At 43.6% G+C, this 25,037-nt stretch carries 21 protein-coding genes; 7 read left to right on the top strand and 14 right to left on the bottom strand.

Annotated features, from left to right (window positions below):
* Positions 1–30: 30 nt before the first annotated feature.
* From ACYTPF_RS08285 to ACYTPF_RS08275, 3 genes are all read right to left on the bottom strand, one after another.
* Positions 31–1,374: an anti-phage deoxyguanosine triphosphatase gene (locus tag ACYTPF_RS08285; protein WP_461851868.1), complete on the bottom strand. Its 1,344-nt coding sequence runs from the start codon at positions 1,372–1,374 to the stop codon at positions 31–33.
* A 76-nt stretch (positions 1,375–1,450) separates the two neighbouring features.
* Complete coding sequence (gene yfbR, locus ACYTPF_RS08280) at positions 1,451–2,050, bottom strand: 5'-deoxynucleotidase (RefSeq protein WP_012519109.1); 600 nt, start codon at positions 2,048–2,050, stop codon at positions 1,451–1,453.
* A gap of 1 nt (position 2,051) precedes the next feature.
* The gene (locus tag ACYTPF_RS08275) at positions 2,052–3,272 is read right to left on the bottom strand and encodes a pyridoxal phosphate-dependent aminotransferase (RefSeq protein WP_461851867.1); all 1,221 of its coding nucleotides are present in this window, start codon (positions 3,270–3,272) and stop codon (positions 2,052–2,054) included.
* Between the two features lie 272 nt (positions 3,273–3,544).
* On the opposite strand from ACYTPF_RS08275, the gene ACYTPF_RS08270 reads away from it, so the two are divergent.
* Both ACYTPF_RS08270 and ACYTPF_RS08265 read left to right on the top strand, forming a co-directional pair.
* Complete coding sequence (locus tag ACYTPF_RS08270; protein ID WP_461851866.1) at positions 3,545–4,339, top strand: DUF2189 domain-containing protein; 795 nt, start codon at positions 3,545–3,547, stop codon at positions 4,337–4,339.
* 416 nt (positions 4,340–4,755) lie between these two features.
* On the top strand, positions 4,756–5,085 hold the full coding sequence (locus ACYTPF_RS08265; RefSeq protein WP_014979515.1) for a DUF3718 domain-containing protein: 330 nt from the start codon (positions 4,756–4,758) through the stop codon (positions 5,083–5,085).
* A 125-nt stretch (positions 5,086–5,210) separates the two neighbouring features.
* Here the strand turns inward: ACYTPF_RS08265 and ACYTPF_RS08260 are convergent, their stop codons facing one another.
* From ACYTPF_RS08260 to ACYTPF_RS08240, 5 genes are all read right to left on the bottom strand, one after another.
* On the bottom strand, positions 5,211–8,390 hold the full coding sequence (locus ACYTPF_RS08260; RefSeq protein WP_461851865.1) for an efflux RND transporter permease subunit: 3,180 nt from the start codon (positions 8,388–8,390) through the stop codon (positions 5,211–5,213).
* Positions 8,387–11,770, bottom strand: coding sequence for an efflux RND transporter permease subunit (locus tag ACYTPF_RS08255; protein WP_461851864.1), 3,384 nt, complete (start codon positions 11,768–11,770; stop codon positions 8,387–8,389). The genes ACYTPF_RS08260 and ACYTPF_RS08255 overlap by 4 nt, the downstream gene beginning before the upstream one ends.
* 25 nt (positions 11,771–11,795) lie before the next feature.
* Positions 11,796–12,929, bottom strand: a complete 1,134-nt coding sequence (locus tag ACYTPF_RS08250) for an efflux RND transporter periplasmic adaptor subunit (protein ID WP_461851863.1) — start codon at positions 12,927–12,929, stop codon at positions 11,796–11,798.
* Positions 12,930–13,142: 213 nt separating this feature from the next.
* The gene (locus tag ACYTPF_RS08245; RefSeq protein ID WP_014949747.1) at positions 13,143–13,535 is read right to left on the bottom strand and encodes an OsmC family protein; all 393 of its coding nucleotides are present in this window, start codon (positions 13,533–13,535) and stop codon (positions 13,143–13,145) included.
* An 84-nt stretch (positions 13,536–13,619) separates the two neighbouring features.
* On the bottom strand, positions 13,620–14,504 hold the full coding sequence (locus tag ACYTPF_RS08240; protein ID WP_461851862.1) for a CvfB family protein: 885 nt from the start codon (positions 14,502–14,504) through the stop codon (positions 13,620–13,622).
* Positions 14,505–14,569: 65 nt separating this feature from the next.
* Between ACYTPF_RS08240 and ACYTPF_RS08235 the strand changes: the two genes are divergently transcribed.
* The 4 genes from ACYTPF_RS08235 (at position 14,570) to ACYTPF_RS08220 (ending at position 17,989) form a co-directional block, all read left to right on the top strand.
* The gene (locus ACYTPF_RS08235) at positions 14,570–15,307 is read left to right on the top strand and encodes a 5-oxoprolinase subunit PxpA (protein WP_461851861.1); all 738 of its coding nucleotides are present in this window, start codon (positions 14,570–14,572) and stop codon (positions 15,305–15,307) included.
* A 134-nt stretch (positions 15,308–15,441) separates the two neighbouring features.
* Positions 15,442–16,182, top strand: a complete 741-nt coding sequence (locus ACYTPF_RS08230) for a 5-oxoprolinase subunit B family protein (protein ID WP_461851860.1) — start codon at positions 15,442–15,444, stop codon at positions 16,180–16,182.
* Positions 16,179–17,126, top strand: coding sequence for a 5-oxoprolinase subunit C family protein (locus ACYTPF_RS08225; protein ID WP_461851859.1), 948 nt, complete (start codon positions 16,179–16,181; stop codon positions 17,124–17,126). The genes ACYTPF_RS08230 and ACYTPF_RS08225 overlap by 4 nt, the downstream gene beginning before the upstream one ends.
* Positions 17,123–17,989, top strand: coding sequence for a D-amino acid aminotransferase (locus tag ACYTPF_RS08220; protein WP_461851858.1), 867 nt, complete (start codon positions 17,123–17,125; stop codon positions 17,987–17,989). The genes ACYTPF_RS08225 and ACYTPF_RS08220 overlap by 4 nt, the downstream gene beginning before the upstream one ends.
* A 51-nt stretch (positions 17,990–18,040) precedes the next feature.
* Here the strand turns inward: ACYTPF_RS08220 and fur are convergent, their stop codons facing one another.
* Positions 18,041–18,469, bottom strand: a complete 429-nt coding sequence (gene fur, locus ACYTPF_RS08215) for a ferric iron uptake transcriptional regulator (RefSeq protein ID WP_179983643.1) — start codon at positions 18,467–18,469, stop codon at positions 18,041–18,043.
* A gap of 312 nt (positions 18,470–18,781) precedes the next feature.
* On the opposite strand from fur, the gene ACYTPF_RS08210 reads away from it, so the two are divergent.
* The gene (locus tag ACYTPF_RS08210) at positions 18,782–20,788 is read left to right on the top strand and encodes a methyl-accepting chemotaxis protein (protein WP_461851857.1); all 2,007 of its coding nucleotides are present in this window, start codon (positions 18,782–18,784) and stop codon (positions 20,786–20,788) included.
* 135 nt (positions 20,789–20,923) lie between these two features.
* Here ACYTPF_RS08210 and fldA read toward each other — a convergent pair whose 3' ends face one another.
* From fldA to ACYTPF_RS08185, 5 genes are all read right to left on the bottom strand, one after another.
* A complete protein-coding gene (fldA, locus tag ACYTPF_RS08205; RefSeq protein WP_014949739.1) occupies positions 20,924–21,448 on the bottom strand; it encodes a flavodoxin FldA in 525 nt (174 codons plus the stop codon).
* Between the two features lie 26 nt (positions 21,449–21,474).
* Positions 21,475–21,693 (bottom strand): DUF2788 domain-containing protein, encoded by a 219-nt coding sequence (locus ACYTPF_RS08200; protein ID WP_012519093.1) that lies wholly within the window; start codon positions 21,691–21,693, stop codon positions 21,475–21,477.
* A 124-nt stretch (positions 21,694–21,817) separates the two neighbouring features.
* Positions 21,818–22,597: an alpha/beta fold hydrolase gene (locus ACYTPF_RS08195; RefSeq protein ID WP_461851856.1), complete on the bottom strand. Its 780-nt coding sequence runs from the start codon at positions 22,595–22,597 to the stop codon at positions 21,818–21,820.
* Positions 22,598–22,700: 103 nt separating this feature from the next.
* Positions 22,701–23,099: an H-NS histone family protein gene (locus ACYTPF_RS08190; RefSeq protein WP_179983640.1), complete on the bottom strand. Its 399-nt coding sequence runs from the start codon at positions 23,097–23,099 to the stop codon at positions 22,701–22,703.
* Positions 23,100–23,221: 122 nt separating this feature from the next.
* The gene (locus tag ACYTPF_RS08185) at positions 23,222–24,871 is read right to left on the bottom strand and encodes an electron transfer flavoprotein-ubiquinone oxidoreductase (protein WP_461851855.1); all 1,650 of its coding nucleotides are present in this window, start codon (positions 24,869–24,871) and stop codon (positions 23,222–23,224) included.
* Positions 24,872–25,037 lie beyond the last annotated feature (166 nt).

The following is a 25,037-nucleotide window of genomic DNA, read 5'->3' as shown; positions in this document are numbered from 1 at the left end:
GCTGCATGATTGGAAAATTAGTCGCTCAGTTTACATATGCAGACTATCTTGAATGCCGCCTTGTTTAGGCGAAAAGATATTACTGTATAGGCGAGATGCGAATTCATCGGTCATACCCGATATATAGTCGGCGAGAACGCGCATACCATTGTCGTTCTCACAGGCCTTACGCCAGCGAACTTGGGTGTTTTCGGGAAGTAAGCGGTCGGGATCTGATGCAAAGGCTTCAAAAAGCTCCATAACCACCAGTTGTCCTTTATATTCAAGAAGCTGCACATCGGGGCGGCGTATTACTTTGTTAAACACAAAGCGTTTGAAAAGCTCTAGAGCTTGCGCAAATTGTTCAGGCATCACAGCGTTGAACGCCAGTAACGGATGAGCAAAACCCTCAACGCCTTTTATTTCAATGGCTGTGATAAAGCTATTTACCAGCGCACCTATAGCATTTTTTCTTTCGTGATGTGCAGCGCTAAATAGCTTATTGGTAAGCACTTCTATATTGTCTGACAGCCAGGGTACATCTAGTGCTTTTAGCGGGGTGGTTACATCCTCGACAAAATGATGCTTGTCGACCATATCCATTACAATGGCATCTTCTAAGTCGTGAATGCCATAGGCGATATCGTCAGACAGTTCCATAATTGAGCAGTCGAACGATTTAAATTGCGTTTTACTGTGTGCATTCAGTTTTGCAGTAAACTGCATAAACCCATCTTTATCTTCATTGCTAAATGGCGCAAGTAGCCAGTCGAATAGGGGCTCATCGCAGCGAAACAGACCTTTTGGCGGATGCCATTCATGGGCCTTAACCTGACGAAGCGAGGCAGGGCGCTCAGGCGTAGGTCCTTTACTATGAAGGGCATCAATAAAGTTTGGGTATTTAACCAAGCCTAACACGCTTCTTCTGCATAAATTCATGCCGTGTTCGGCGGTATAGGGCTCTAGCTGAGTGATGATCCTAAAAGTTTGGCCATTTCCCTCAAACCCGCCGTATTGGTGCATCATGTAATTAAGCGCAATTTCACCACCATGGCCGAATGGGGGATGACCAATATCGTGAGCCAAGCAGAGGGTTTCGATTAACGTAGGATCAAGCGCTAACGTCGAGGCAATATCTGGAAATTTCACCCAAAGTTGGGCAGTAATACCGGTGCCAATTTGGGCGGCTTCTAGAGAGTGGGTTAGTCGAGTGCGATAGAAGTCGCTCAGCCCCACACCGAGCACCTGGGTTTTTGCCTGCAATCTACGAAAGGCAGCGCTGTGAAGAACGCGCGCCTTATCACGTTGATATGGATTGCGATGATCGCCGTCTCTTGTTTCGCTACGGGGTAAACGACGCTCGTGTAATGCTAATTCCCAATCGCTTGTTGCCAAAAAAACCTCGCTGCCTTGCTGTGTATGCTACTTCTATTCGTCAGTATAGTGATTTATGGGCTGTTAATCGCCTTGCTCACATATCGTCTTGCGTAATTTCATCAAGACTTAAAGAAAAGCTTGGTACGTAACGCGTTAAGAAGTAGTCCACCTCTTCAGAATGATATTCTTTAAGGGTTTTATCTAATCGTTTTTTAGCCAGCTTAAACTCTTGGTTACCAGCAGCTAATTCTTCAAGCGTTTTTAGGTAAGCGCAAAGTACGTCTGCTGCTTTCACAATAAAAGCTTCTTCTTCACTATGGTAGTGATGATCAATAAGCGCCGCATAGTCTTCTCGAAATGCCTCTGGTGCCATTTCAATTAGCTTGTTCTCTGCAATTTTTTCGATCTTTTTATATTCTTCTTTAATTGCAGGGTTAAAATATTTTACTGGGGTAGGGAGGTCACCGGTAAGTACCTCCGACACGTCGTGAAATATTGCCATGGTAGCAATACGATCAGGGTTTAGTGTGCCGCCAAAAAACTTATTTTTTATTAAAGCAAGTGCGTGGGCAACCATGGCCACCTGCAAACTGTGCTCCTGCACATTTTCTGTGCGCACGTTGTGCATTAGCGGCCAGCGATTAATAAGCTTTAAGCGCGCCAGGTGCGCAAAAAAGTGACTTTTATCAGACACGTTACGCCCCTTGCTTGTAGGTTCTAAAGAAGTTGCCTATACGATGCAGTGCAGGTACCAATACATCGCTGTGCGGTAAAAATACTAACCGGAAGTAGGTGCCTTCGGTCAGGTTAAAAGCGCGACCGTGTACCAGCAGAATTTTTTCAGAGCTTAATAAATCCAGCACCATTTGTTCATCATTGTGGATGTTGAATTTCTTCTCATCCACCTTGGCAAAACAATACATGGCACCTTTAGGTTTAACGCAAGAAATACCGTCAATGCCGTTTAGCATATCTGTAGTTACGTCGCGCTGAATGCGAAGGCGCCCGTTTTCTTTCACCAAGTCATCAATGCTTTGATAGCCGCCTAACGCTGTTTGAATGGCACTTTGACAAGGTACATTCGCGCACATTCGCATGGAAGATAGGATATTAAGCCCTTCAATATAGTCAGACGCTAATCGCTTGTTGCCGCTTACTACAAGCCAGCCAGAGCGAAAGCCCGCCACACGGTAGTTTTTGCTTAAACCGCCAAAGGTAACAAAAAACACATCGTCAGCCAGTGAAGCGATACTGGTGTGCTTTGCTTCATCGTAAAGAATTTTGTCGTAAATCTCGTCGCTAAATACCACTAGCCCGTGCTCGCGGGCAACTTCAACTACTTCTTGCAACAGGGCTTTGTCGTAAACTGCACCAGTAGGGTTGTTAGGGTTAATAAGTACTATTGCGCGAGTTTTACTGGTGATTTTACTTTTTATGTCGTCAATGTCGGGGAACCAGCCTGCTTGCTCGTCGCAGCGATAGTGAACTGGTGAACCTGACGAGAGGCTAACTGCTGCTGTCCATAGCGGGTAGTCAGGGCTTGGAATAAGCACTTCGTCGCCATGATTAAGTAAAGCTTGCATCGCCATCATGATTAACTCAGATACACCGTTGCCAATATAAACATCGTCTACACGAATGTCTTTAATATTGCGCTGCTGGTAATACTGCATCACGGCCACACGGGCGGCATAAATTCCTGTCGAGTCTGAATATCCTTGAGACGTAGGCAGGTTATGAATAACGTCTTTTACGATATCGTCAGGGGCTTCAAATCCAAATGGGGCGGGGTTACCGATATTCAGTTTTAATATACGGTGTCCTTCGTCTTCCATTTTGCGTGCTTGCGCAGCAATTGGGCCTCTAATGTCGTAACAGACGTTATCTAATTTATGTGAGCGAGATACAGTTTTCATGGTCTATCTGGTTGATTTACATACCCTGAGATTATCGCAATACAAAGTCATATGCGATGGCCTTTTTGCAGTATTTATACTTTAAACAGGACTTTTTTTACTAACTGGTTATTTATTGAGCGCATTGCGAGATATACATTCTAAATGTCACTTAAGTATAAAAAATATGTTAATAGCTTGTGAACTTTTCATTCTGCGCCTATCGTAGTAGTAAGGCGTGTATAAAAAACGCGTTAGTAACAAACAGGCTAACAAGCAGAGGTGATAAGAATATGTCGCACCATTTCAAAGAAACACCAGAGAATGCAATCACGCAAAGCGGTATAGCTCGCGTTATTCCCTGTAAAGAGTTAGACGTTGGCGACCCTATAAAGTGGTTGTCATTGGCATTACGAGACGCTATGCGCGCACCAGGTCTCACATTGTTTTATGGCGTTCTTTTCGCGGTTATTCCGTGGTTCATTATGTACTTGGTTGAAATGACAGGTTGGCACTTAGTTATTTTACCCGCCATTGTGTGTTTCATGTTGGTAGGGCCTTTTCTGGCTGCTGGTCTTTATGATGTAAGCTGGGAGATGGAGAAAGGTCATAAGCCTTCACTTCGTCATTCGCTGCGCGCAATGCGAAGAAACGCATTTAACGAGTGGGGCTTTGCCATACTGCTTATGGTAATGATGATATTTTGGTTGCGTGTGGCATCGCTGATTCATGCACTTTATCCACCTTATATAGAGAACGATTTAGAAAGCTTGTTACCGTTTTTAGCGTTAGGCACTATCGTTGGCGCGGGTTTTACCCTGGCAGTGCTATTTATTACGGCGTTTACCCAACCGATTTTAATGGAGCGTAAGGTAGATCTTGCAACTGCAGTGCTTACCAGTGTGAATGCAGTATGGCTAAATAAGGTACCCATGCTCATTTGGGGGGCTATCATTTTCACCACAGTTGCAATTGGTTACGTGACCGGTTTCGTGGGTTTCATCGTGCTCATGCCGATTATCGGCTATGCGTCGTGGCATGCTTACATTGATGCAATTGAGACTAAGCGAGAGCGTAAATACGAATAGTTTACTCCAATTTGTGTAATTAAATTACGTAAAATGGCTTTTATTTGTACAATGAGTGAGCGTTAATATCTTTAATTTTGTTAAAATTACACTTTTAAAGCCCCGAAAGGGGCTTTTTTATACTTAAGTTTTATACTTCTTTCTTCCTACAAATGCTATCGCTAGATATATAAGTAATATGCAATTTATATTATTCTAATTAATTCAAAGGCTTAGTGTCGTAACAACAGCGTAACAACTTGATTTACTATGCATTTACCCAGGTTACACAATCATTCAACAGAAAAATTTTCATTCTTGATGCATAAATAAAGGGCGTTGAGCAAATTGTTGATTCATTTAACTCTGCTCAACTTAATTTAAGAGTTTGCCACAAACTTACACAGCACCCTTAACCACACATTGAGGATTTTAAAATGAAACTATCTAACTTACTTAAAGTTTTTGCAGCTACTGCGACTGTCGCTTTTAGCATCAATGCAAATGCAGCAGCAGAGTCAAAAGACATTCGCTTCGTTGGTGAAACCCAGTTTGCAGGTTTTTGTAAAGCAATAATCAACGATGATGTAAGAGTTCTTCGTTCTAGCCTTTCACGTAACGTGGGTCGTATTGGCGCTAGCCAACGTGAAGTATTGCGCATGGTAACGTCTGAAGAAGGCCTAACATGTAATGGAAGCAGCCTTATCAAGTTTTCTGAAGAGCGTCACGCAGATGCGGTACACGAATACTTAACGTCGCGTAGCTAAGGCTTTGGTTGTTGTAACGATAAATCCAGAAAAAGCGGGCTAGCTTACACTTTTCGTCATCACGTTGACGTAAATGTTGAAAACTAGACCCGCTTTTTGTCTTTTTGCTCGTTTTAATATGCGTCTTAATTAACGATTTTTATATACGTGGCTACACGCGCTCTACTGGTTTTGAACAGACGTTGGGTTTTAAACCTAAGTTTTAGCAGCAGCACGTAAGCAAGTGGTACCAAGAACAAGCTGGTTAGCGTTGAGAACACCAGCCCACCAATGATCGCTATCGCCATTGGCGAGTAGGGAGGGCCGTCGCCGCCAATTCGAGTACTTCCCATAGCTAGTGGAATAAGCCCCAATACCGTGGTGGCTACTGTCATCAGAATAGGCCTGATGCGTGTTATACATCCCTCAATCACTGCGTCATACAGCGATAAACCTTCGTTGATTAGCTGATTGATTCTGTCTACTAAGACAATGCCATTGTTAACCACAATGCCCATCAATATCAGCATACCAATCATGCCCATAATAGACATTGAGGTACCCGTCACCATAAATGCCCAAAACACACCGGTGAACGAAAATAACAGCGAAGTGATCACAGACGTTGGAAGGATGAGAGACTCAAACAATGCAGCCATTACAACGTATATCATGCAAAGCGCTAATAGCATATTCATTTGCATGACGGCATTAGCTTCATCCTGGCGAGAGAAGCTGCCATCTAGCGTCCACTTATAGCCCGTAGGCAATTCGATATTAGCTAGTGCTTTTTCTATGCGTTCTCGAGCTTGTTCGGTGGTGGTTTCACCCTCTAGGTTTGCACCTATAGCAAGCGCGGTTTGACGATAGTTGCGGTTAATTTGCGAAAGCTGTGGCACCACAGAGAAATCGGCAATCATGTTCAGCGTTACCGATTGTCCCTGCGTAAACCCAATATTGATGTTCTTAAGTTCGCTTAGCGAGGCTTGAATATCGCTGCCAAACTTAAGCTGCACCGCCACTTCTCCGGCGTCACCATAGCGGAATGTACGTAAATTACTACCTCGTAGTGCTGTAGAGATAAGTTTAGCCACATCGTTCACCTGAATGCCGAAGCGGTTTGCTTTCTCTCTGTCTATGCGTATCTGAACTTCGTCGCGGGTAGAGCCAGTGTCGGCTTTTACATCTTCCAACCCGTCTATGGTGGAAAGAATAGGAATGATCTGCTCTGAAATATTCAGCAAGGTTTCTGAAGATTCACCCAACAGCGTTACTCTTACGCCACCACCGTTGCCGCTATCCCACTGGAAAGAGGGGCGAGCACGCACAAATGAAGGCATGTTTTCACGAATATCCTCCTTAATTTTACTCACACTTACGGGCAACTCTTCGTTAAGCGTGATACCACTTACTGCATGACCGGCAGTAAAATAGGTATACACCTGTTTAATGTGAAAGCGCTCCTGGTTTTCATATAGGTAAGCTTCCATTTTATCGACGGTTTTTTCCACTTCTTCCAAGGTGAAGTTTTGCGTTACATGATAGTTAAGCCAAATACGCTCTTGATTGTCGTTACCTTCATCGTCAGACGTTACCGCTTGCATGGGCACAATAGTCGACCCCAGAATAAATAAAGCGATAATGCAGGTTATGAGCTGGTGCTTTAACATCCAGTTAAGCGCGCTGCCATAGCCTTTTATGTAGGACGGTGTTTTAGGTGTTTTTACAACTGGGATCTTTACCTTAGTTGTCAGTAAGGGAATAAGTGTTTTGGCAATGAAAAGCGACGCGAACAGAGATATACAGATAGCCACAGCAACGTGCTCTAAAAAGATGGTCACGTCTATTTTTACCCCAATAATATTAGGTAAAAACACTATTGCCGTGGTTGCAGTTCCAGCAATGACCGCAAGACTGACTTTGTTTACACCAATCTGGGTGGCTCGTTTAATGTCTCCCTCTTGTTGGCGTTCTTGAAATACGCTTTCGGTGATCACAACGGCGTTGTCTACCAGCATACCTACCGCTAGCATGAGGCCCATGAGTGATAAAATATTAAGGGTATAGCCTAAAAGATACATTACGCCCAAGGCTATACAAATAGAAAACGGCACCGACAGCACTACAATTAAGGTGGTGGTTAACTGACGCAAGAATAAGTACAGCACAATAACTGAAAGCAACGCACCTAAAAGGCCTGCATTTAACAAATCGCTCAGCGACGAAGTCACGCTTTTCGCGGTGTCGTCCATTACAAACAAACTAATGCCTGTAAACTCGGGGTCTTCCTTGGCTTTTTCGATAACCTTCATTACCGCGTCGGACACTTCTACAAGATTGCTGCCCGATTCGCGAAATACGTTAAAGCCTACCGCAAAGGTGCGATCTAAATGACGCCCTTCGTTGCGCTGAGGAAGTTCGTATGTCACGCTGGCAATATCAGACAAGCGCACGCTGCGAGTAACCCACATGTTTTTAAAGTCGTTTACATCGGTGAATTCGCCAGTGGGGTTAACTAAAACTTTTTCACCGTTGTTGTACATGTAGCCCGCGGTTAGCGAGAAGTTGGCGTTTTGAAGCTGCTGTTCTAAACGGGTACCGTCTATTTGGTAGGCCGCCATTTTTTTAGGATCTAAGCGAATAGTAATTTGACGCTTCATGGTGCCATATAGCTCAACTTTCGATACACCTGGAACACGCTCTAGCGGACGCTTAAGGTTACGCTCAAGCAAGTCGTAAGCATTCGATAAGTCGCGGTCGCTCGATACGCGCAGCTGGAATATAGGCATATCGTTGGTGTTAAATTTATACACCATGATCCGCTCTATATCGTCAGGGAGTTCGTGGCGAATAGCGTCAATCTTTTCCCGCGCTTCAATACTTTTGGCTTTAAGGTTTTCATCCCAATCGAATTCCACAATGACCTCAGCCATATTGTCGTACGAACGTGCCCTTAATCGCTTTATCCCCGACATGGTAGCAACAGCCTCTTCAACTGGACGGGTTATCATCGTCTCAATTTCAACTGGCGTTGCATCAGGGTAGGGGATCTGCACTACCATTTCTGGAATATCAATCCCAGGGAATTTCTCTAAAGGTAATAAGCGGCCAGATACAATGCCGAACAGCAACATAGACAAAAACAGCATTCCGATGGTAACGGGCTTATTTAACGCAAAGCGTGCCAGCCCAGCGCCTATACCTGCAATTTTTGAAAGCTGCGGCTGTGAAGCTATGTCTGTCTCGCGTTGATTCGGGTCACGTGTTTGGCGCTTGTCAGTGTGGGTTTCAGAACTGTTATTAGCGTTGTGAGAAGGTGTACTCATAGTACACCTCCTTTCGACATTGCTTCTTCGTCACCAAAGCCCGCATTAGTATTAACAGACGTTTTCTGCGCAATGTTTTTCTTCACGTCGAACAGGCTGTAAAGCACTGGCAGTAAAATGAGGGTGAGCAAGCTAGCAAACAGAAGGCCGTAAATAACGGTGATGGCCATTGGCGTGCGAATTTCAGCACCTTCACCAAAACCAAACGCCATAGGCAATAGACCCAACACTGTGGTAAGTGTTGTCATGAAAATAGGGCGCAGGCGGGTATTTGCAGCATCTAGAATAGCGGTGTCTTTATCTACTCCTTGACGGCGTAACTGATTTATACGGTCAACTAATACAATAGCGTTGTTCACTACAATGCCGCACAGCATAATCAAACCGATAAATACCACCACGTTAAGCGGCGTATTGGTAAGCCACAACCCATACACAGAACCTGCACCGGCTAGCGGCACGGCGAACAAAATAAGCAGTGGGTGCAGCAACGACTCAAACTGAGACGCCATAACCAAATACACCATAAACACGGCAAGTGCTAGGGCAAACTGTAGGGAACGGAAGCTGCTTTGCATGTCTTCACTTTGTCCAGTTACTGTTGCACTTAAAGATAGAGGAAGTTGGGTTTCATCAATGACTTTATTAGCAACGGCAACTGCTTCATCAAGCTTACCTTTGGCTAAGTTTGCAGATACCAGCGCTACACGCTGCTGTCCAACGCGGGTGATTTCGCTAGGGCCTACGCTCATATACACGTCTGCAACGGCACTTAATGGAATAGGTTGTGCAGAGCCTGGGTTAACAACAATGGCACGCACGCTGGCGATGTCATCTCGCTGGTTTTGTTGGGTTCTTACCAGCACATCCACCTTTCTGTCTTCAACACTATACTGTGTAGCGACACGGCCACCTACTTTGGCCGCAATAAGCTGAGAAACGGTTGATGCATCAAGCTCAAGGCGAGCAAGTTTGGCGTGATGGAAAGCTATTTTAAGCTCTGGGTTCCCGTCACGAATGCTGGTCGTTACGTCTGCAAAATTATTAAAACTGGCTAGCTTGGTCGCAATAGCGTCACCATACTGTTGTAGTTGATTAAGGTCGTAACCCGCAATTTCAATTTGAATAGGCGATGCAAAGCTAAATAGCTCTGGCTCTGAAAACGTTGCCTGAACCTGAGGTTTAAACGCTAAATGATCGCGAAGGGCACGCTTTACCGCGTCCATATCGGCAGCTGTCGCCGAAGGCTGCATGACAATGTTTAAGCGGCCCCAATGATCGCCACCCTGATTAGGCGCGGCGCTTATAAGGCTACCCGTACCAGACATGGCATACGTGCGGAGCACCTTGGTTTCGCCGCCATCATTGTTATTTACTGCAACCGCAGCAAGCTCGCTGATAATAGCGTCGGTACGCGCTAGTGGCGAACCTGCAGCAAGGGTCACTTCTACCGAGAATTCTCCTTGTGATAGGGTAGGGATAAGTTCCATACCTAGTCTTGGTATAAGCATTATCGCGCCAGCAGCAAGAATAAAGGCAGTAGCTAACACCGCCGCTTTGGCTTTAAGGCTTATGCGCAGCAGTTTTTCATAAGCATAAGCAAGAAGGTCAAACCCTTTATTAAATACCCAAATAAGTGGTTTAAACGCAACGCTCAGTAATTTGCTAACGATATGCCATGCGCCTATCACCAAGGTAACCAAGGCTGCAGGTAAAAATACAAAGATAAGTCTGAATACCCAACGAACTGGCAGGGTAAGGTAGTACATAACTTTGCCCAATGTTGACGTAGGAGGGGTAGGCGCTGGTGTAGTAAACACATCTTCGTGATCTAGCTGTTGCTTTTTCTTCTTATGTGCCATCGCAGGGATAAGTGTGAGCGCAACAACAAGCGATGCAGCTAAAGCGAACGACACGGTTAACGCTTGATCTTTAAACAGCTGACCTGCAATACCTTCTACAAATATCAGCGGCACAAACACGGCCATAGTGGTTAGTGTCGAAGCCACAATTGCGCCAGAGACTTCTTTTGTCCCTTCACTTGCGGCGGAATCCTCTGCTTTAGTGTTTTCAGCTCTTGAGTTTTCATTAGCTGTAGCGTTGTCACTTCCAGCCGTTTTTAACTTTTTGTGACGGTCTATGTTTTCAAGCACAACAATGCTGTTGTCTACTAACAAGCCAACAGCAAGTGCGATTCCACCTAAGCTCATCATGTTTAAGCTTATGTCGTTGGCATACATCAAGTTGAAGGTAGCAATTACTGATACCGGAATAGAAACCGAGATAATAACGGTAGCCCAGAAGTCTTTAAGAAAAAGGTACAGCACTAACATGGCCAAAATACCGCCCATTACTGCCGCTGATTTCACGTTATCTATAGCTTGCTTAATGAACACGCTTTGGTCATAAATTTCGCTAAGCGTGTAGGTTGAAGGCAGGTTGTTGTTGACCTCATTTAACCGGCTAGCCACTTTTTGCGCAACGTTAACGGCGTTAGCATCGCCTTCTTTATAAATGGCAATTTCAATACCTTCATCGCCGTTAAAGCGCGTTACCACATCACGATCTTTATAGGCACTTTCAACTGTAGCCACGTCTTTAAGTTGAATGTTTCTGCCTTCAAAACGCCCAATGAAAAGGTTTTCTATATCGCTAAGCGTTTCAAACTGATTCAAGGTTCTGACCAAAAACGCCTGGGCTGCGTTATCAATTCGACCGCCCGCCGCGTTGATGTTTTCAGCACTTACTCGGTCAACAATGCGGGTAATGGGAATAGACAGTTGACTGGCTTTCTGCTGGTCGATAAGAATGTGAATCTCGTTTTCTAAACCACCGCCAACGCGCACTGCTGCCACACCCTCTACTGACTCTAGCGCTCGTTTTACTTGCTGTTCGGCATATAAACGTAATCGCTTCATTTGCGTTACGCTTAAACTTGACGTATCGCTTTGTGCCGTCAGCCCCAGTTTAATTACCGGGTCTAAACTTGGGTTAAAACGAAGAAGTCTTGGCTTTTCAATATCAAGGGGAAGCTGCAACACATCAAGCTTTTCGCGTACTTCCAAGCTCGCGAAATCCATGTCGGTACCCCACGAAAAAGAAAGCACCACATCAGACTGGCCAGCTCGCGATGTAGACGTGACTTTACGTACACCTTTTACTACGCCGATGGCTTCTTCAATGGGTTTTGAAACCAGTTGTTCTACTTCTCCTGGTGCTGCACCGTCGTAGTCGGTGCGAATAGTGAGAGTAGGGTAAGATAAGTCGGGCAGTAAGTTAACCGACAGTCTGCCTAACGACACCATACCAAATAGCAATACCGCAAAAGTGAACATACTAACGGCAACAGGGCGCTTTACAGCAATATCTACAATACGCATTGTGTGAATTCCTTGTTTGGCCGAATTAGCTGTTTACGACTTCAACGGGAGCGCTGTCTTTCAAATTCTGGTGGCCTGCAGTCACTACTTCTTCATTGCCGCTTAAACCATTGGTAACTTCAATTACTTCGTTGTTTTCAAAGCCAGTAGAAATATTCACTTTTTTAACTTTGCCGTTATCGACAACGAATACGCTATGACTATTGTCAATGGTGACTAAGGCTCTGCGGGGTAACAGCGTGGCGTTAGCGTGGGTCGCGTATTCAAGCGACACATCAGTAAACATGCCGGCTTTGAGTTGGTTGCCTTCGTTAGGTACTTTTAAGGTTACTTTAAACGTGCCGGTGGTCGCATCGATGACCGGGCTTATACGCTCTACGTTGGCTGTAATCGTTCTGTCGCCTAAAGCTGCCACAGTAAGCATTGCACCTTGTCCAATCACTACGTTGGGTAGCTCATTTTCAGGCAGGTACACAATGCCTTGAAGATTGCGCTGCTGAACGATATGAAACATTCTCTCCCGTTGGAACGATTCAGTCAGGTTACCTACCTTGGCATTCCTTTCTGCAATGTATCCATCAATTGGGGCTGTGATAGTGGCTTCTTTCAAATCAAGTTCAGCTAAGCGTACAGATGCTTTTGCTGATTCAAATTGCGAAGTGAGCTTGTCGTAAGTGTCATCGCTGATAAGCTTTTTAGAATAGACTTTGTTGACCTTTTCTAGTTCGCTTTCAATGCCAGCTAAATCAGCCAAAGCTTTTGATAAGTTCAGCTCGTAGCGGCGCTTATCAAGCTGTGCCAGTACCTGGCCTTTTTCAACATAATCACCTTCTTCTACGAAGATTTCTTCGATAATTCCAGATGCTCGCGCAACCACAAATGCCTCTTCACGAGCTTCTAAAATAGCGGTTGTATCGTAAGTAGACGTAATGTCGCCTGTAACAATGGTTTGGGTTTCAACGGGAATAGCAAAAACGGTTTCTTCGACTTCAGTGGCATTGGCTTGGTCGTTAACAGCATCAGCATCAGAACATGCTGTCATAGAGAGAGTGAGGGCAACAATACCGCTTCCAACAAGTAATTTGAGTGATGTTGGCGAAAACGGTAATAAAGAACGTATTGGTGCAAAAGAGGTGTTGCTGTGCGTTGTAGTTTCCATGGTCAATAACCCTAACGTAATTGTCGTTATATAATAATGACCACATACAGCAGCTAATATGCCAAAGATGTTAACTAATGTTAATTGTTATATATTTCAGAGGTTTACGATTGTAACAAACGGTGTCTACGAAAAAGCCAACCTAAACGGTTGGCTTTTTATACTAATGCTTAGCGAGAATCACTAAAAAGAGGTTGGTTCTACTATAGTTTATTAAACCAAAGTATAGCTTGTAGTGATCTCTACATTTCCCGTTAGCATTAGCATGACGGAACAGTATTTTTCTGCAGAAAGCTGCACAGCACGAGCAAGGGCCTTTTCACTAATGCCTTCGCCTGACACAGTGTAATGCGCGTGAATTTTAGTAAATACTCGAGGTGGCTCTTCAGCGCGTTCAGCTTCCAACTCACAATTACAGGCTTCAATGTTAAAGCGGCCTTTTTTAAGAATGTCTACCACGTCAATACTTGAACACGCACCAACTGCTAATAGTACTGATTCCATTGGTGACACGGCCTTACCGCTGCCGTCCATTACCGTTTTATATCCGCTGTCTGTTGTACCGGTAAACGTTAAATCCTGGTCCCAAGAAACACGTGCTTTCATTGTTTGTCCTAATGTCATAAGAATAAAAAAGGAAGCTGCAAGACAGGCTAGTTTAGCGCTTCAATGCAGCTGTAACATGTGCGTTTATTTGTTAAGGCGAACTGCATCTGGGCTAAGCGTGATTTTCTTTTGCTTATATAGCGCCCCTAACGCTTTTTTATACGCCGCCTTACTCACGTTAAAATGAGAGTAAATGGCTTCTGGCGCACTTTTATCTGTTAACGTAGAAATCCCACCGTGGGCTTCCAAATCATCCAAAATGGCTTGTTGAAGTGCATCACGGCCACCTTTGTCTATGCGCTGAAGGGCTACATCCACTTTGCCGTCTTCACGAATTGTTTTAATTACCCCTTCAGTAGCTTGCCCGACTTTAAGCGGCTTAAAGGCATCGCTATGGAAAATAAGACCTAAGCTTTTTTCATTGATAACTACCTTAAAACCTAAATCAGTTTTGGCATAAACCAAGCAGTGCACTGTGTCGCCCTCGTTGAGGTAGGCGCTACTTTCCTTTAAAAAATAGTGAAGCTTGGTAGCACCTAAAATACGCTGGGTTTTATCATCAAAAAAGGTGTGAACAACATAGTACATACCTGGATTAACAGGTTGGGCTTGGTAGTCGTTGGGCATTAAAAGGTCGTTGTCTAAACCCCAGTCGAAAAATGCACCAAAGTTAGTGGCAGACACCGCTTTAAGTACCTTAGTTTCACCAACTTGAATCAAAGGTTTCTTCATGGTGGCATAGAGATCGCCGCGCTGATCTGTGGCTACAAATACGTCTATCTGTTGTCCTTCTGCGAGGGAAGTTTCTACTTCGTCAATCGCAAGGGTAACAGTTTGCAGCTCTTCAGCATCATCTATTTCTATTACGCCGTCGCTTTCGTCGTTGTTTTCGACAAGTGGCGCTAAAGCGTAGCCAAAAGGGTATTGGGCTACCACGCGTAATGTATTAATTTTTCCAATATTTATCATCAGCACTGACTTTTTAAAAAGAACAGGTAACATGATACTGGAATGAACGTAAGAGCTAAACCATTATGAAGTTAAATTGCGATTTAGGTGAGAGTTTTGGCGCATGGTCTATGCCGGTGGAAGCGGCCATTATGGCAGAAATTGATCAGGCCAACATTGCATGTGGTTTTCATGCGGGTGATCCGTTAGTCATGAAGCAGGCTATTCTGTCAGCTAAAGAACATGACGTGGTCATAGGAGCACATCCAGCGTATCCAGACTTACAGGGCTTTGGCCGAAGAAGTATGGCGATTGCTGCCGATGAACTTAGCGCTATGATTCAATATCAAGTAAGCGCGTTAAGTGGAATGGCAAAAATTTGCGGAGCTAAAGTGAGCTATGTGAAACCTCATGGTGCGCTTTACAACGACATGATGAAAGATACTGCAGTCATGCGCACTGTCATGCAAAGCATCGCTGAAATAAATACGCAGTCTTCAGATTCGTCCCTTGCGTTAATGGTGCAGGCTACGTCGCACAATGCAGCGCTTAAAGACGCTGCGCAAGAGTGGGGACTGCCGTTGTATTTTGAAGCATTTTCAGACAGACGTTATACCGATGAAGGTTTGCTACAATCCCGCTTGATCGAAGGTGCCGTGTTAAGCGAGAGCGACGCACTACTTCAAGCTAAACAACTTATATCGTCGGGTACGGTAACCACAGCTTCGGGAGCAACACTTGCAATAGAAGCGGATTCTCTGTGTGTACATGGTGATACTAAAGGGGCGGTGAGTATTGCAAAAAAAATCAGAACATTTCTATAAATTTGCCTCATTAAAAACACAATTTAAAAGAACAATATAAAAGGCTGTTAACCTTTGTTGTACTAGGTGTTAGATACCTATTATCTAGCGCTCAATAGCAATAGTTATGGCCGTTAAGACAACAAGGACAGCAGATGCAAGCTTTCGGTCGCATTAAGCGAATAGTTACAGCAAGTGCAGACGCCATTATTTTGTATTTTGATGGCGCAAACCTGGATGACGCCAATAACGCTTGTCATCACATGCTGGCAGCGATAGATAGCAAAAAGGGAAGCAATCCGTGGGCTTGGCTGCGTGAATGTGTGCCGTCCTACGACAGTTTATTAATTGTTTTTGACATGACATTAATTGATAGCCACGGTGTGTACCGTGCCCTAAGCAACTTAAGCACTGAAGACATATACCAGCGGTCAGACTCTTCACAAGCAAAAGGAAACGAAAGTAGCGCAGTGATTGATATTCCCGTTTGGTACGGTGCACCTAATGCAAGTGATTTGAGTGTAGTGAGTAAAAAAACGTCACTGTCTATTGAAGAAGTTATCGAATTGCACACAAGCACGACTTATAAAGTATACGCAGTGGGGTTTTCTCCGGGCTTTGCCTATATGGGCGATATTCCAGAAGCGCTCAAATGTGCGCGACTAGGCACACCGCGCAAACGAGTACCCAAAGGTGCGGTCGCAATCGCTGACAGGCAAACTGCCGTTTACCCCAGTGAATCGCCTGGAGGATGGAATCTATTGGGGCTTACGGCATTCGACATGCTCATTCATAAAAAAGAGCAAAGTGAAGCCCGTTTAAAAGCAGGTGATGAGGTTAGGTTTGTTTCAGTTACTGAACAGGAATATAGAGCAGGATTGCAGGTTGAACGATGAGAATTGAAGTACTCAGTAAAGGACTGTTTAGCCTTATCATTGATAACGGACGGGTAGGGCGACAACGGGATGGTTTTTGTGAGTCAGGCCCTATGGACGGCAATGCCTATGACTGGGCTAATTTTCTCGCCTTTAACCTTGATGGTACGCCCTGCATAGAGGCCATTGGCGAAATGCGATTGCAGGTTGATGAAGATTGCATAGTTGCCGTTACTGGAAGGGAGCCAACCCTTAATATAGATGGCAGTCCTAGAGAGCCTTATCATAGCCACAAGGCAACCGCAGGGTCTGTTATCACATTTTCAAGTGGGTTACTTGGGAGCAAAGCTTACTTAGCCATAGGCGGAAACTGGCAAGTACCAAAAGCCGTAGGGAGTGCTTGTACAGTAGTGCGTGAGCAGCTAGGTGGGTTAAACGGTCAAGGCAGCGCCTTAAAAGACGGCGATTTAATCGAGGTTTTAGCTAACACCAGAAACCAAGACAAGGCTAAAATGCGCAGGCTTCCACACCAGCACATTGATGATTATGGCTTTATAGAGTCTATTCGTGTGATCCCTGGTTATCAATTTTCAAGCTTTAGCAAGGTTGCGTTACGTACTTTTGAAACCAGTAGCTACACAGTTTCATCATCTATAGACCGAATGGGATTTAGGCTTACCGGCGAATCAGTTACCGCCGATGTAGAAAATATGCGCTCTGAGGCAATTCATTTAGGGGCCATTCAAGTACCAGGTGACGGGCAGCCAATTGTAATGATGCGTGATAGGCAGACTCTGGGAGGCTACCCTAAGCTTGGCTGTGTAAGCCCCTGTGATATAAGTCGCTTGGCCCAAGCGGTGCCAGGTGAAAAAGTGAATTTCGTATTTCAAAACGAAGAAGAAGCAAGGGCGGATTGGCTACTAATGACAAGTAGGCGTCGTCGATTACAAGGAGAAATATTGTGACAATTGCGTTTTTAAATGGTGAGTATATGCCTCTTTCTGAGGCCAAGATTTCTCCGATGGACAGAGGCTTTCTTTTTGGCGACGGTATCTATGAAGTCATACCTACTTATTCAGGTAAAGCGGTAGGGTTTAAAGGGCACACTTCTCGCATGTCGCAAGGCCTTAAAGCGATAGAAATCGCTAACCCGTATACGATAGAAGAATGGCAAACCATTTTGTCCAGTTTGGTTGAGAAAAACAAAGCGTTTATTGAAAGTGGAAACATAGGTGTTTATTTCCACGTAAGTCGAGGTGCAGATACAAAACGACTTCATGCATACCCAAAGAATATAGCACCAACCGTATTTGGGTTCGCCTTTGAAATAGCGCCACCTCAGCCAACTGCCAAGGCTGATGCTAAGCCTTTTAAAGTTGCGCTTCAGCAAGATAAAAGATGGCAACGCTGCCATATTAAATCTACTTCCTTGTTAGGCAATGTAATGCACTACCAAGCAGGTGTTGACGCAGGTGTTAATGAAACTATTTTGTACAACAGCGAAGGTATGATAACTGAGGCAAGCTCATGTAACGTCTTTATGGTGAAAAATGGATGTATTTTTACGCCTCCATTAAACCATGAACTGCTTCCCGGTATTACTCGTGCCATTGCCATTGAGGCATTCAAACAAGCAGGGCTGGTGGTGACGGAAACCTGGTTTAGTAAAGGCGAATTGCTAGAGGCTGATGAGGTTTGGTTAACGTCGTCAAGCAAAGAAGTTGCCCCGGTAGTCGAAGTAGAGGGCAAGCAGATAGGTTCCGGAGAAGTGGGCGATGTATGGGAAAAGGCAATCAACGCCTACCATGCATACAAATTCAAAGCCTAATAAATTGAAAAAGCCCGCTCAAGCGGGCTTCTTACTAATTAATATTGCAACTTATTCAGGAGCGTTGTCGCAGTTACCGTCTGTACATTCGCCATATAGGTAAAGGCTGTGGTGAGTAAGCTTCATCTTATGCTGCTTAGCAATCATCTCTTGACGTTCTTCGATAATCTCGTCTTCAAATTCGATCACTTTACCACACTTAAGGCATACAAGGTGGTCGTGGTGATCTTTATGACTGATTTCAAATACTGACTTTCCACCTTCAAAGTGGTGGCGGTTAAGAATACCTGCATCATCAAATTGGTTTAATACGCGGTAAACGGTCGCAAGACCTATCTCTTCACCCTGTTCAATTAGGATCTTATAGACATCTTCAGCGCTGATATGTTGGTTTTCTGGCTCTTGCAGAATTTGTAAAATTTTAAGGCGAGGCAGAGTGACTTTTAGCCCTGCTTTTTTCAATTCTTTATTTTGATCCATTACAGCCTACTAAGAACGAGTGAATAAGTATTTGGTGGTTATTATAGGTAAGTTGAAACAATTTAAAAGCAAAACCGTGGAATCTTTGTCTTCTCGCCGAAAATTTGCCCAAGGCGCTAATTGCAAAAAATATTGTACTTAAGTGTGGGCCTTGCAACATGTGGCCTGACCAGAATGTAAGTGCTCGATTTATCTAACAAATAAGTAAAATAAATAAAACTTTTGATGTATTGAATTAACATCCTGTTAAACTAAACTTAAAAAGTTGCGTTCATTTGGTAGTTTTTTGCACGTATTTAAGTGGAAGTGTCCATGCGATTAACAATTATAAATAAAATCACTTTAGGCTTCGGCTTATTTGGCTGCTTGCTATTGCTTACAAGTATTCTTTCCTATTTCGGTTTAACTAGTATTAAAGACTCTGCACAAGACGTAGTAGAGCAAAAAATGCCAGTACAGACCAGTATGGTAAAAGTAAAAACTGAAATATTGTCTTTATCGGTAATAACGGCCAATGGTTATCACGTAGAAAGTAGAGACGAATTAGAAAAAAATAAGCAAACATTTGATTCGCTGTCATCAACCTTTTCAAACGATTTGTCGCGACTGAAATCTCTCATGCCAGAAAACTCGATAGCTAAAAATGCTGTTGAAGTAAGTTCGAGCTATGTGAGCGACAGTATTGAAATGTACATTGCAATTGATGAAAGAATGAATATTGAAAGCGCGCTTGCTACGCAGCTTGAAAAAGTACTTATGGCGGCAGACGAAGCAAGCGCATTGATGCTCGACCTCTCTTATTTGGAAAGTAATGACCCTAGTCTAGATACGCTTATTGGCGCTGGCACCGCCATTGATAATAAGCTGCTTACCATGAACGACTCTTTTATTGAGTTAGCTGAATCTATCGATGAAACCCAAAGTGCAAATATCATTGAAGACCTTAAATACCAGCTAAGCAATTTACAGGTAGATAAGGATTATGTGAACCGTTTGGCTTCAAGTGTGGATGATGGTGGCACAATAGAGGCGTTTAATGAACAATATGATTTATTAATAGACGCCGTAAACGGTTCAAACGGGCTAATTGCGTTGCAACAACAAAAACTTGCTGAAGTAGACAAAGCGGCGCAAGCACAAAAACAAGCAATGCAAGCATTAGAAACCGCGCTTACTGATATAAATACTCTGTTTGATACCGTTCAAGCGCAATCCCTCGAAGGGCAAAACGCTATACTCGAATCGGTACAAGAAAATTTAGTTCGCAACACTGTCGTTGCAATCTTAGGACTTACGGCTGCCATTTTTTTAGCGGTAATAGTAACACGCAGCATTTCAAAGCCACTTAAGCATATAAACAAAGGGCTAAACCAGTTAAGCCATGGTGATTTAAGTACCAAATTACCCGAAGAAGGCAACGATGAGTTTTCTGCTCTTTCAGCAAAGGTAAACAGCTTAACCGATAGCCTGCGAGAACTGGTAGGCAATATTCTTGAACAGGAAAAGCGCTTAATTGAAATTACTAAAGAAAGTGTTGAGCTTGGCAATAAGAGCTTATCTGAAGTGGATAAACAGCGAGAGCAAGTTACTATTACCTCCACCAATACTAAAAATGTTCAAGACAAAAGTCGCAGTAATCTTGCGCAAATCAATGAAGCGATGGATGCATTACGTACTATCACAAGACAGAGTACTGACATTGGGTTGCTGGTTCAAAAAAGTAGTGATCAAGTTAGCAATCAAGCCGAGCAAGCTGAGTCTTCAGCACAGGTTATTGGGCGCCTAGATGATAACTCTAGGAGTATTGGCAGTATTTTGGACGTTATCAAAACCATAGCAGAGCAAACTAATTTATTAGCCCTAAACGCTGCTATTGAGGCTGCGCGGGCAGGCGAACAGGGTAGGGGCTTTGCAGTTGTTGCAGATGAAGTGCGAACATTAGCAAATCGAACGCACGATTCCACGGAAGAAATCGAGCAAATGATTGGCAACTTACAAAAAGATGCAGCGCAGGCTGTAAAAGCTATTAATGCAGGTCGAGAGCAAGCGCAAGCAGGGGTAGAAATAACCCAACAGGTTTCTCAACAAGTAGAAAGCATTAGAGAAATTATTGAGCGTCTGAGCGACATTAACGAACATATTGTTGAAGATACAGAGCAGCAAGATGTGTTGCTCGGTGATGTGGCCACAAGTTTAAACCGCATTGTAGCGCTGGCAGATTCAAGTGCACAAAGCACCCGACAGTCGAACGAATCGACAATGATGCTAGACGCGCAAACAGAGAGCTTGAGAAAGGCGGTAGAGCGGTTTCAGCTTTAGTTAGTTCAATCAGCTAAGCTAATAATTCAAGGAGTGTTTCTATATAACAAAAAACCGCTCAATTAGAGCGGTTTTTTCAATTGATAGCTACTTTATAGCTTCTAAATAGCCAATTTATGGCTGATTCAGCTATGTCTACGCCAATTCCGCCAAGCAAAGCTCGTCGTGAATTTGCTTGCACCATGCTTTAACGCGAGAGTCTGTTAGCTCTGGTTGACGGTCTTCGTCGATGCCAAGACCCACAAAGTGGTTGTCGTCTGCCATACCCTTAGATGCTTCAAAGTCATAGCCTTCCGTAGACCATTGACCTACTAAAATAGCGCCTTTAGCTTCTACAATGTCGCGTACCATGCCCATTGCGTCAAGGAAGTATTCCGCATAGTCTTCCTGGTCGCCACAACCAAAAATAGCAACAAGCTTGTCGTTAAAGTCTATCTGCTCTAATTCAGGAAAGAAGTCATCCCAGTCACACTGTGCTTCGCCGTAGTACCACGTAGGGATACCGAAGATAAGCAAATCAAACTCAGCGATGTCTTCTTTACTGCTCTTGGCAATATCTTTTACATCAATTAGCTGTTTACCCAATTCCTTCTGGATCATTTTCGCAACATGTTCGGTGTTACCCGTGTCACTTCCGAAAAATAGGCCAACGCTTGCCATATCTAACCTCTATTAATCGTTACTAATTAAACGCCTGTGCTTAGCCAAAACCATTCAATAATGCCTTTCGCAAGAAATCCTAACGCGCCTAAACCCAGCACGCCATAGGTGACTACTCTTCCAATAAGAGGAACATCGTTCTTACGTAATACATCGTGTACGGCAAAACCCATCAATCCAAAAAGAATAGATAAGCCGCCATACAGCATAATGGACTCAATGAGTTCGTAATTTTCTGCAAGCATAGTGTTGTTACTTAAAAAAATCTGGCGCAACTATATCACAGTATATACGCCTGTAAGAGCCTAAAACGTTCAAAAATATGTAATAATAGTCATTCTCATCCTGTTGGATGAGAAATGTTCTACTTTATGACGATTTGTTGAGCGTTCTTTCTACAATACCGTTAAATATCGCTGGTTTTTCTGCGTGTAACCAGTGCCCTGTACCTTCAATAATATGCGCTTTCGCATTTGGAAAGTAGCGAGCTATCGCATCGCGATAGGCCGGTGTAATGTAGTCGGACTCGCTGCCCTTAATAAATAAGGTTACGCCATCGAACGTTTGATTTGTTTGTTCCCAATCAATAATGTGCGAGTAACTTTTGATTAGTCCGCTCACGTTGAAGCGCCACTTCCATGCTCCGCTTTCATCTTGATACAGGCTTTTTAACAGAAACTGTCTGACGCCCATTTCCTTAACGTGGGCAGCCATTTGTTTTTCAGCGTCCTTTCTACTTTCAATGGTATCTAAAGAAACAGAATTCAACCCATCAAAGACAGCTTGGTGGCTGTGGTCATAACTTACAGGGGCAATATCAGCTACAATTAAATGTGTGATATTTTCGTTGTGATTTAAGGCCAGCTTCATTGCAACCTTTCCACCAAGGGAATGACCCAATACAGCGCTTTTTTCAATATTTAAAGATTGCATAATGTCGTAAATTGCATCTGCGGCAGCTGTCATAGAAAAACTATCAGTCCACGGAGACTCACCGTGATCCGGTAGGTCTACACTTATAATATTAAAAGCTGATTCAAAATGCCGTTTAATCACGGCTAAATTATCCGCATTGCCGAAAAGCCCATGGATTAAAATTAACCATGGTGATGATGAATCTCGCTTTGAAAGTTTATAATTTAACTTCACGACTTATTTACCCATGAATAATTGTCTGCTAGACATTGCTTTAGTCTTAAAAACAAAATAAGGCCTGTAAAAACAGACCTTATTAGCAGGTTAAATAGTGATATTAATTAATAGCGTAATCGTTAAGTGATTTGCCGCTATCTAGTGCGTCTTTGTAAACACGTGGCATACGCCCAATGCCAGTCCATAAGTGCTCTTCACCACTGTCATCCACAAGTTTGTATTTGACAGGACGCTTCTTACCTACGTTTTTATTTGTACCGGTATCCAAAGCTTGTAAATCTTCTACGTTTAGACCAGCTTCTTCCATTTGCTGTTTAATAGCAGCAAGTTTTTCTAACTTTTCTTTTTTTAGTTTTTCTTGTTCTAGTAATTTTTCTTTTCTTTTCTCTATTATACCGCTAAGTTTTTCCTGAACTTGTTCAAGTTCTTCTATGCTTAATTCCTTAACAGCACCTTGTAAACGTCTTCCATGGGTTAAAATATCTAAAAATTCGCTCATTAATTAACCTTAATACGTTGTACTAAATTTCTATAAGATAATAATTAAAAGTAGCACAAAAAAAAAGCGAGCTAAGCTCGCTTTTAAAAAATATCAGTTAAATAACCAAATAACGCATTAAATTACATATTCGGGTAATTAGGGCCTCCAGCACCCTCTGGTACAACCCACTTAATATTCTGACTAGGATCTTTAATGTCACAAGTTTTACAGTGAACACAGTTTTGCGCATTAATTTGGAAGCGTTTTTCACCTTCTTCTTCAATAACTTCATAAACGCCAGCAGGGCAATAGCGTTGTGCGGGTTCTGCGAATTTTGGTAAATTAACCTGTAAAGGAATAGACGGGTCTTTTAATTTTAAATGACACGGCTGGTCTTCTTCGTGATTCGTATTCGACAAAAATACGGACGATAGTTTATCAAAGCTGAGCACGCCATCAGGCTTCGGATATGAAATCTCAGTAGCATCTTTCGCTTCTTTAAGCTGCGCGTAATCTTTGTGTTCGTCTTTCATAGTGAAGAACAAATTACCGTTAAAGAAATTTTGTTCTACCGTGTTAAATGCCCCCCCCCAGAAATTACCTAGCTTATGAATAGCAGGGCCGAAGTTACGAGAACGGAATAGCTCGTCATACAGCCAAGACGATTTAAATTTATCTGTATAGCTCGTTAGTTCTTTTACTGGTGCTTCTGCGTTTTCAGATAAAGCCTCGAAAATGCTCTCGGCTGCAAGCATGCCCGACTTCATGGCTGTGTGGTTACCTTTAATTTTGGCAAAATTTAGGGTGCCCGCTTCACAGCCTACCAGTAAGCCACCTGGGAAAGTCATCTTAGGTAAAGAGTTAAACCCACCTTTGGCAATTGCACGCGCGCCATAAGATACACGTTTACCGCCTTCAAGGTATTGTTTAAATACAGGGTGGTGTTTCAAGCGTTGGAATTCGTCAAACGGGCTCAAATAAGGGTTGTCGTAGTTAAGGTCGACAATTAAGCCAACAAACACCTGATTATCTTCAGCGTGATATAAATAGCTACCGCCTGTGGCGTCATCAAGTGGCCAGCCTGCACTGTGGACTACTAAACCCGGCTGGTGCTTCGCTGGGTCTATATCCCAAATCTCTTTAAAGCCAATAGCGTAATGTTGCGGTGAGCTGTCTTCATCTAGATTGAAGTGAGAAATGAGCTCTTTGCCTAGATGTCCGCGACAGCCTTCTGCAAAAACAGTGTATTTAGCACGTAGTTCCATGCCCGGCATGTAGCCGTCTTTTGGCTTTCCGTCTTCACCCACACCCATGTCGCCGGTAAGCACGCCGCCAACACTACCATCTTCATTATAAATAACCTCAGAAGCTGCAAAGCCGGGGAATACCTCAACGCCTAGCTGCTCAGCCTGTTCTGCTAGCCAACGGCTAACGTTACCCATAGACACTATATAGTTGCCATCGTTGTGCATAGTTTTGGGCGTAATGCCGTTAGGCAACTTCTTCGCTGACGTTTCATCATTAAGCAAGTAGATGTGGTCTTCGGTCACCGGCGTGTTAAGTGGTGCTCCTTTTTCTTTCCAATCAGGGAATAGTTCGTTTAGCGAACGTGGCTCAAACACTGCGCCTGAGAGAATATGTGCACCTACCTCGGAGCCCTTTTCGACCACACAAACCATAAGTTCTTGGTCTTTTTCATTCGCAAGCTGCATCAGCTTACAAGCAGTTGATAATCCAGCTGGGCCGGCACCGACGATGACTACGTCAAACTCCATCGATTCTCGTTCCACGGGAGGCTCCTTATGTTTGTATTTTTATAGTGCACTATTGATGAAACAAATAATGCTTTGTGTCAAAAACATGTAAATTAATTGTCGTTTTGCAAGGTAATGCAGGTTGACGTTTACGTCAACAGTAAGTACATTGCAAAGCAGTTTACGTTAACGTTAACTGGCA

It is taken from the genome of Alteromonas sp. HB246098, from assembly GCF_054890645.1.
The sequence above is the reverse complement of the archived record's forward strand: the minus strand, read 5'-3'. Positions and strand labels throughout refer to the sequence as shown.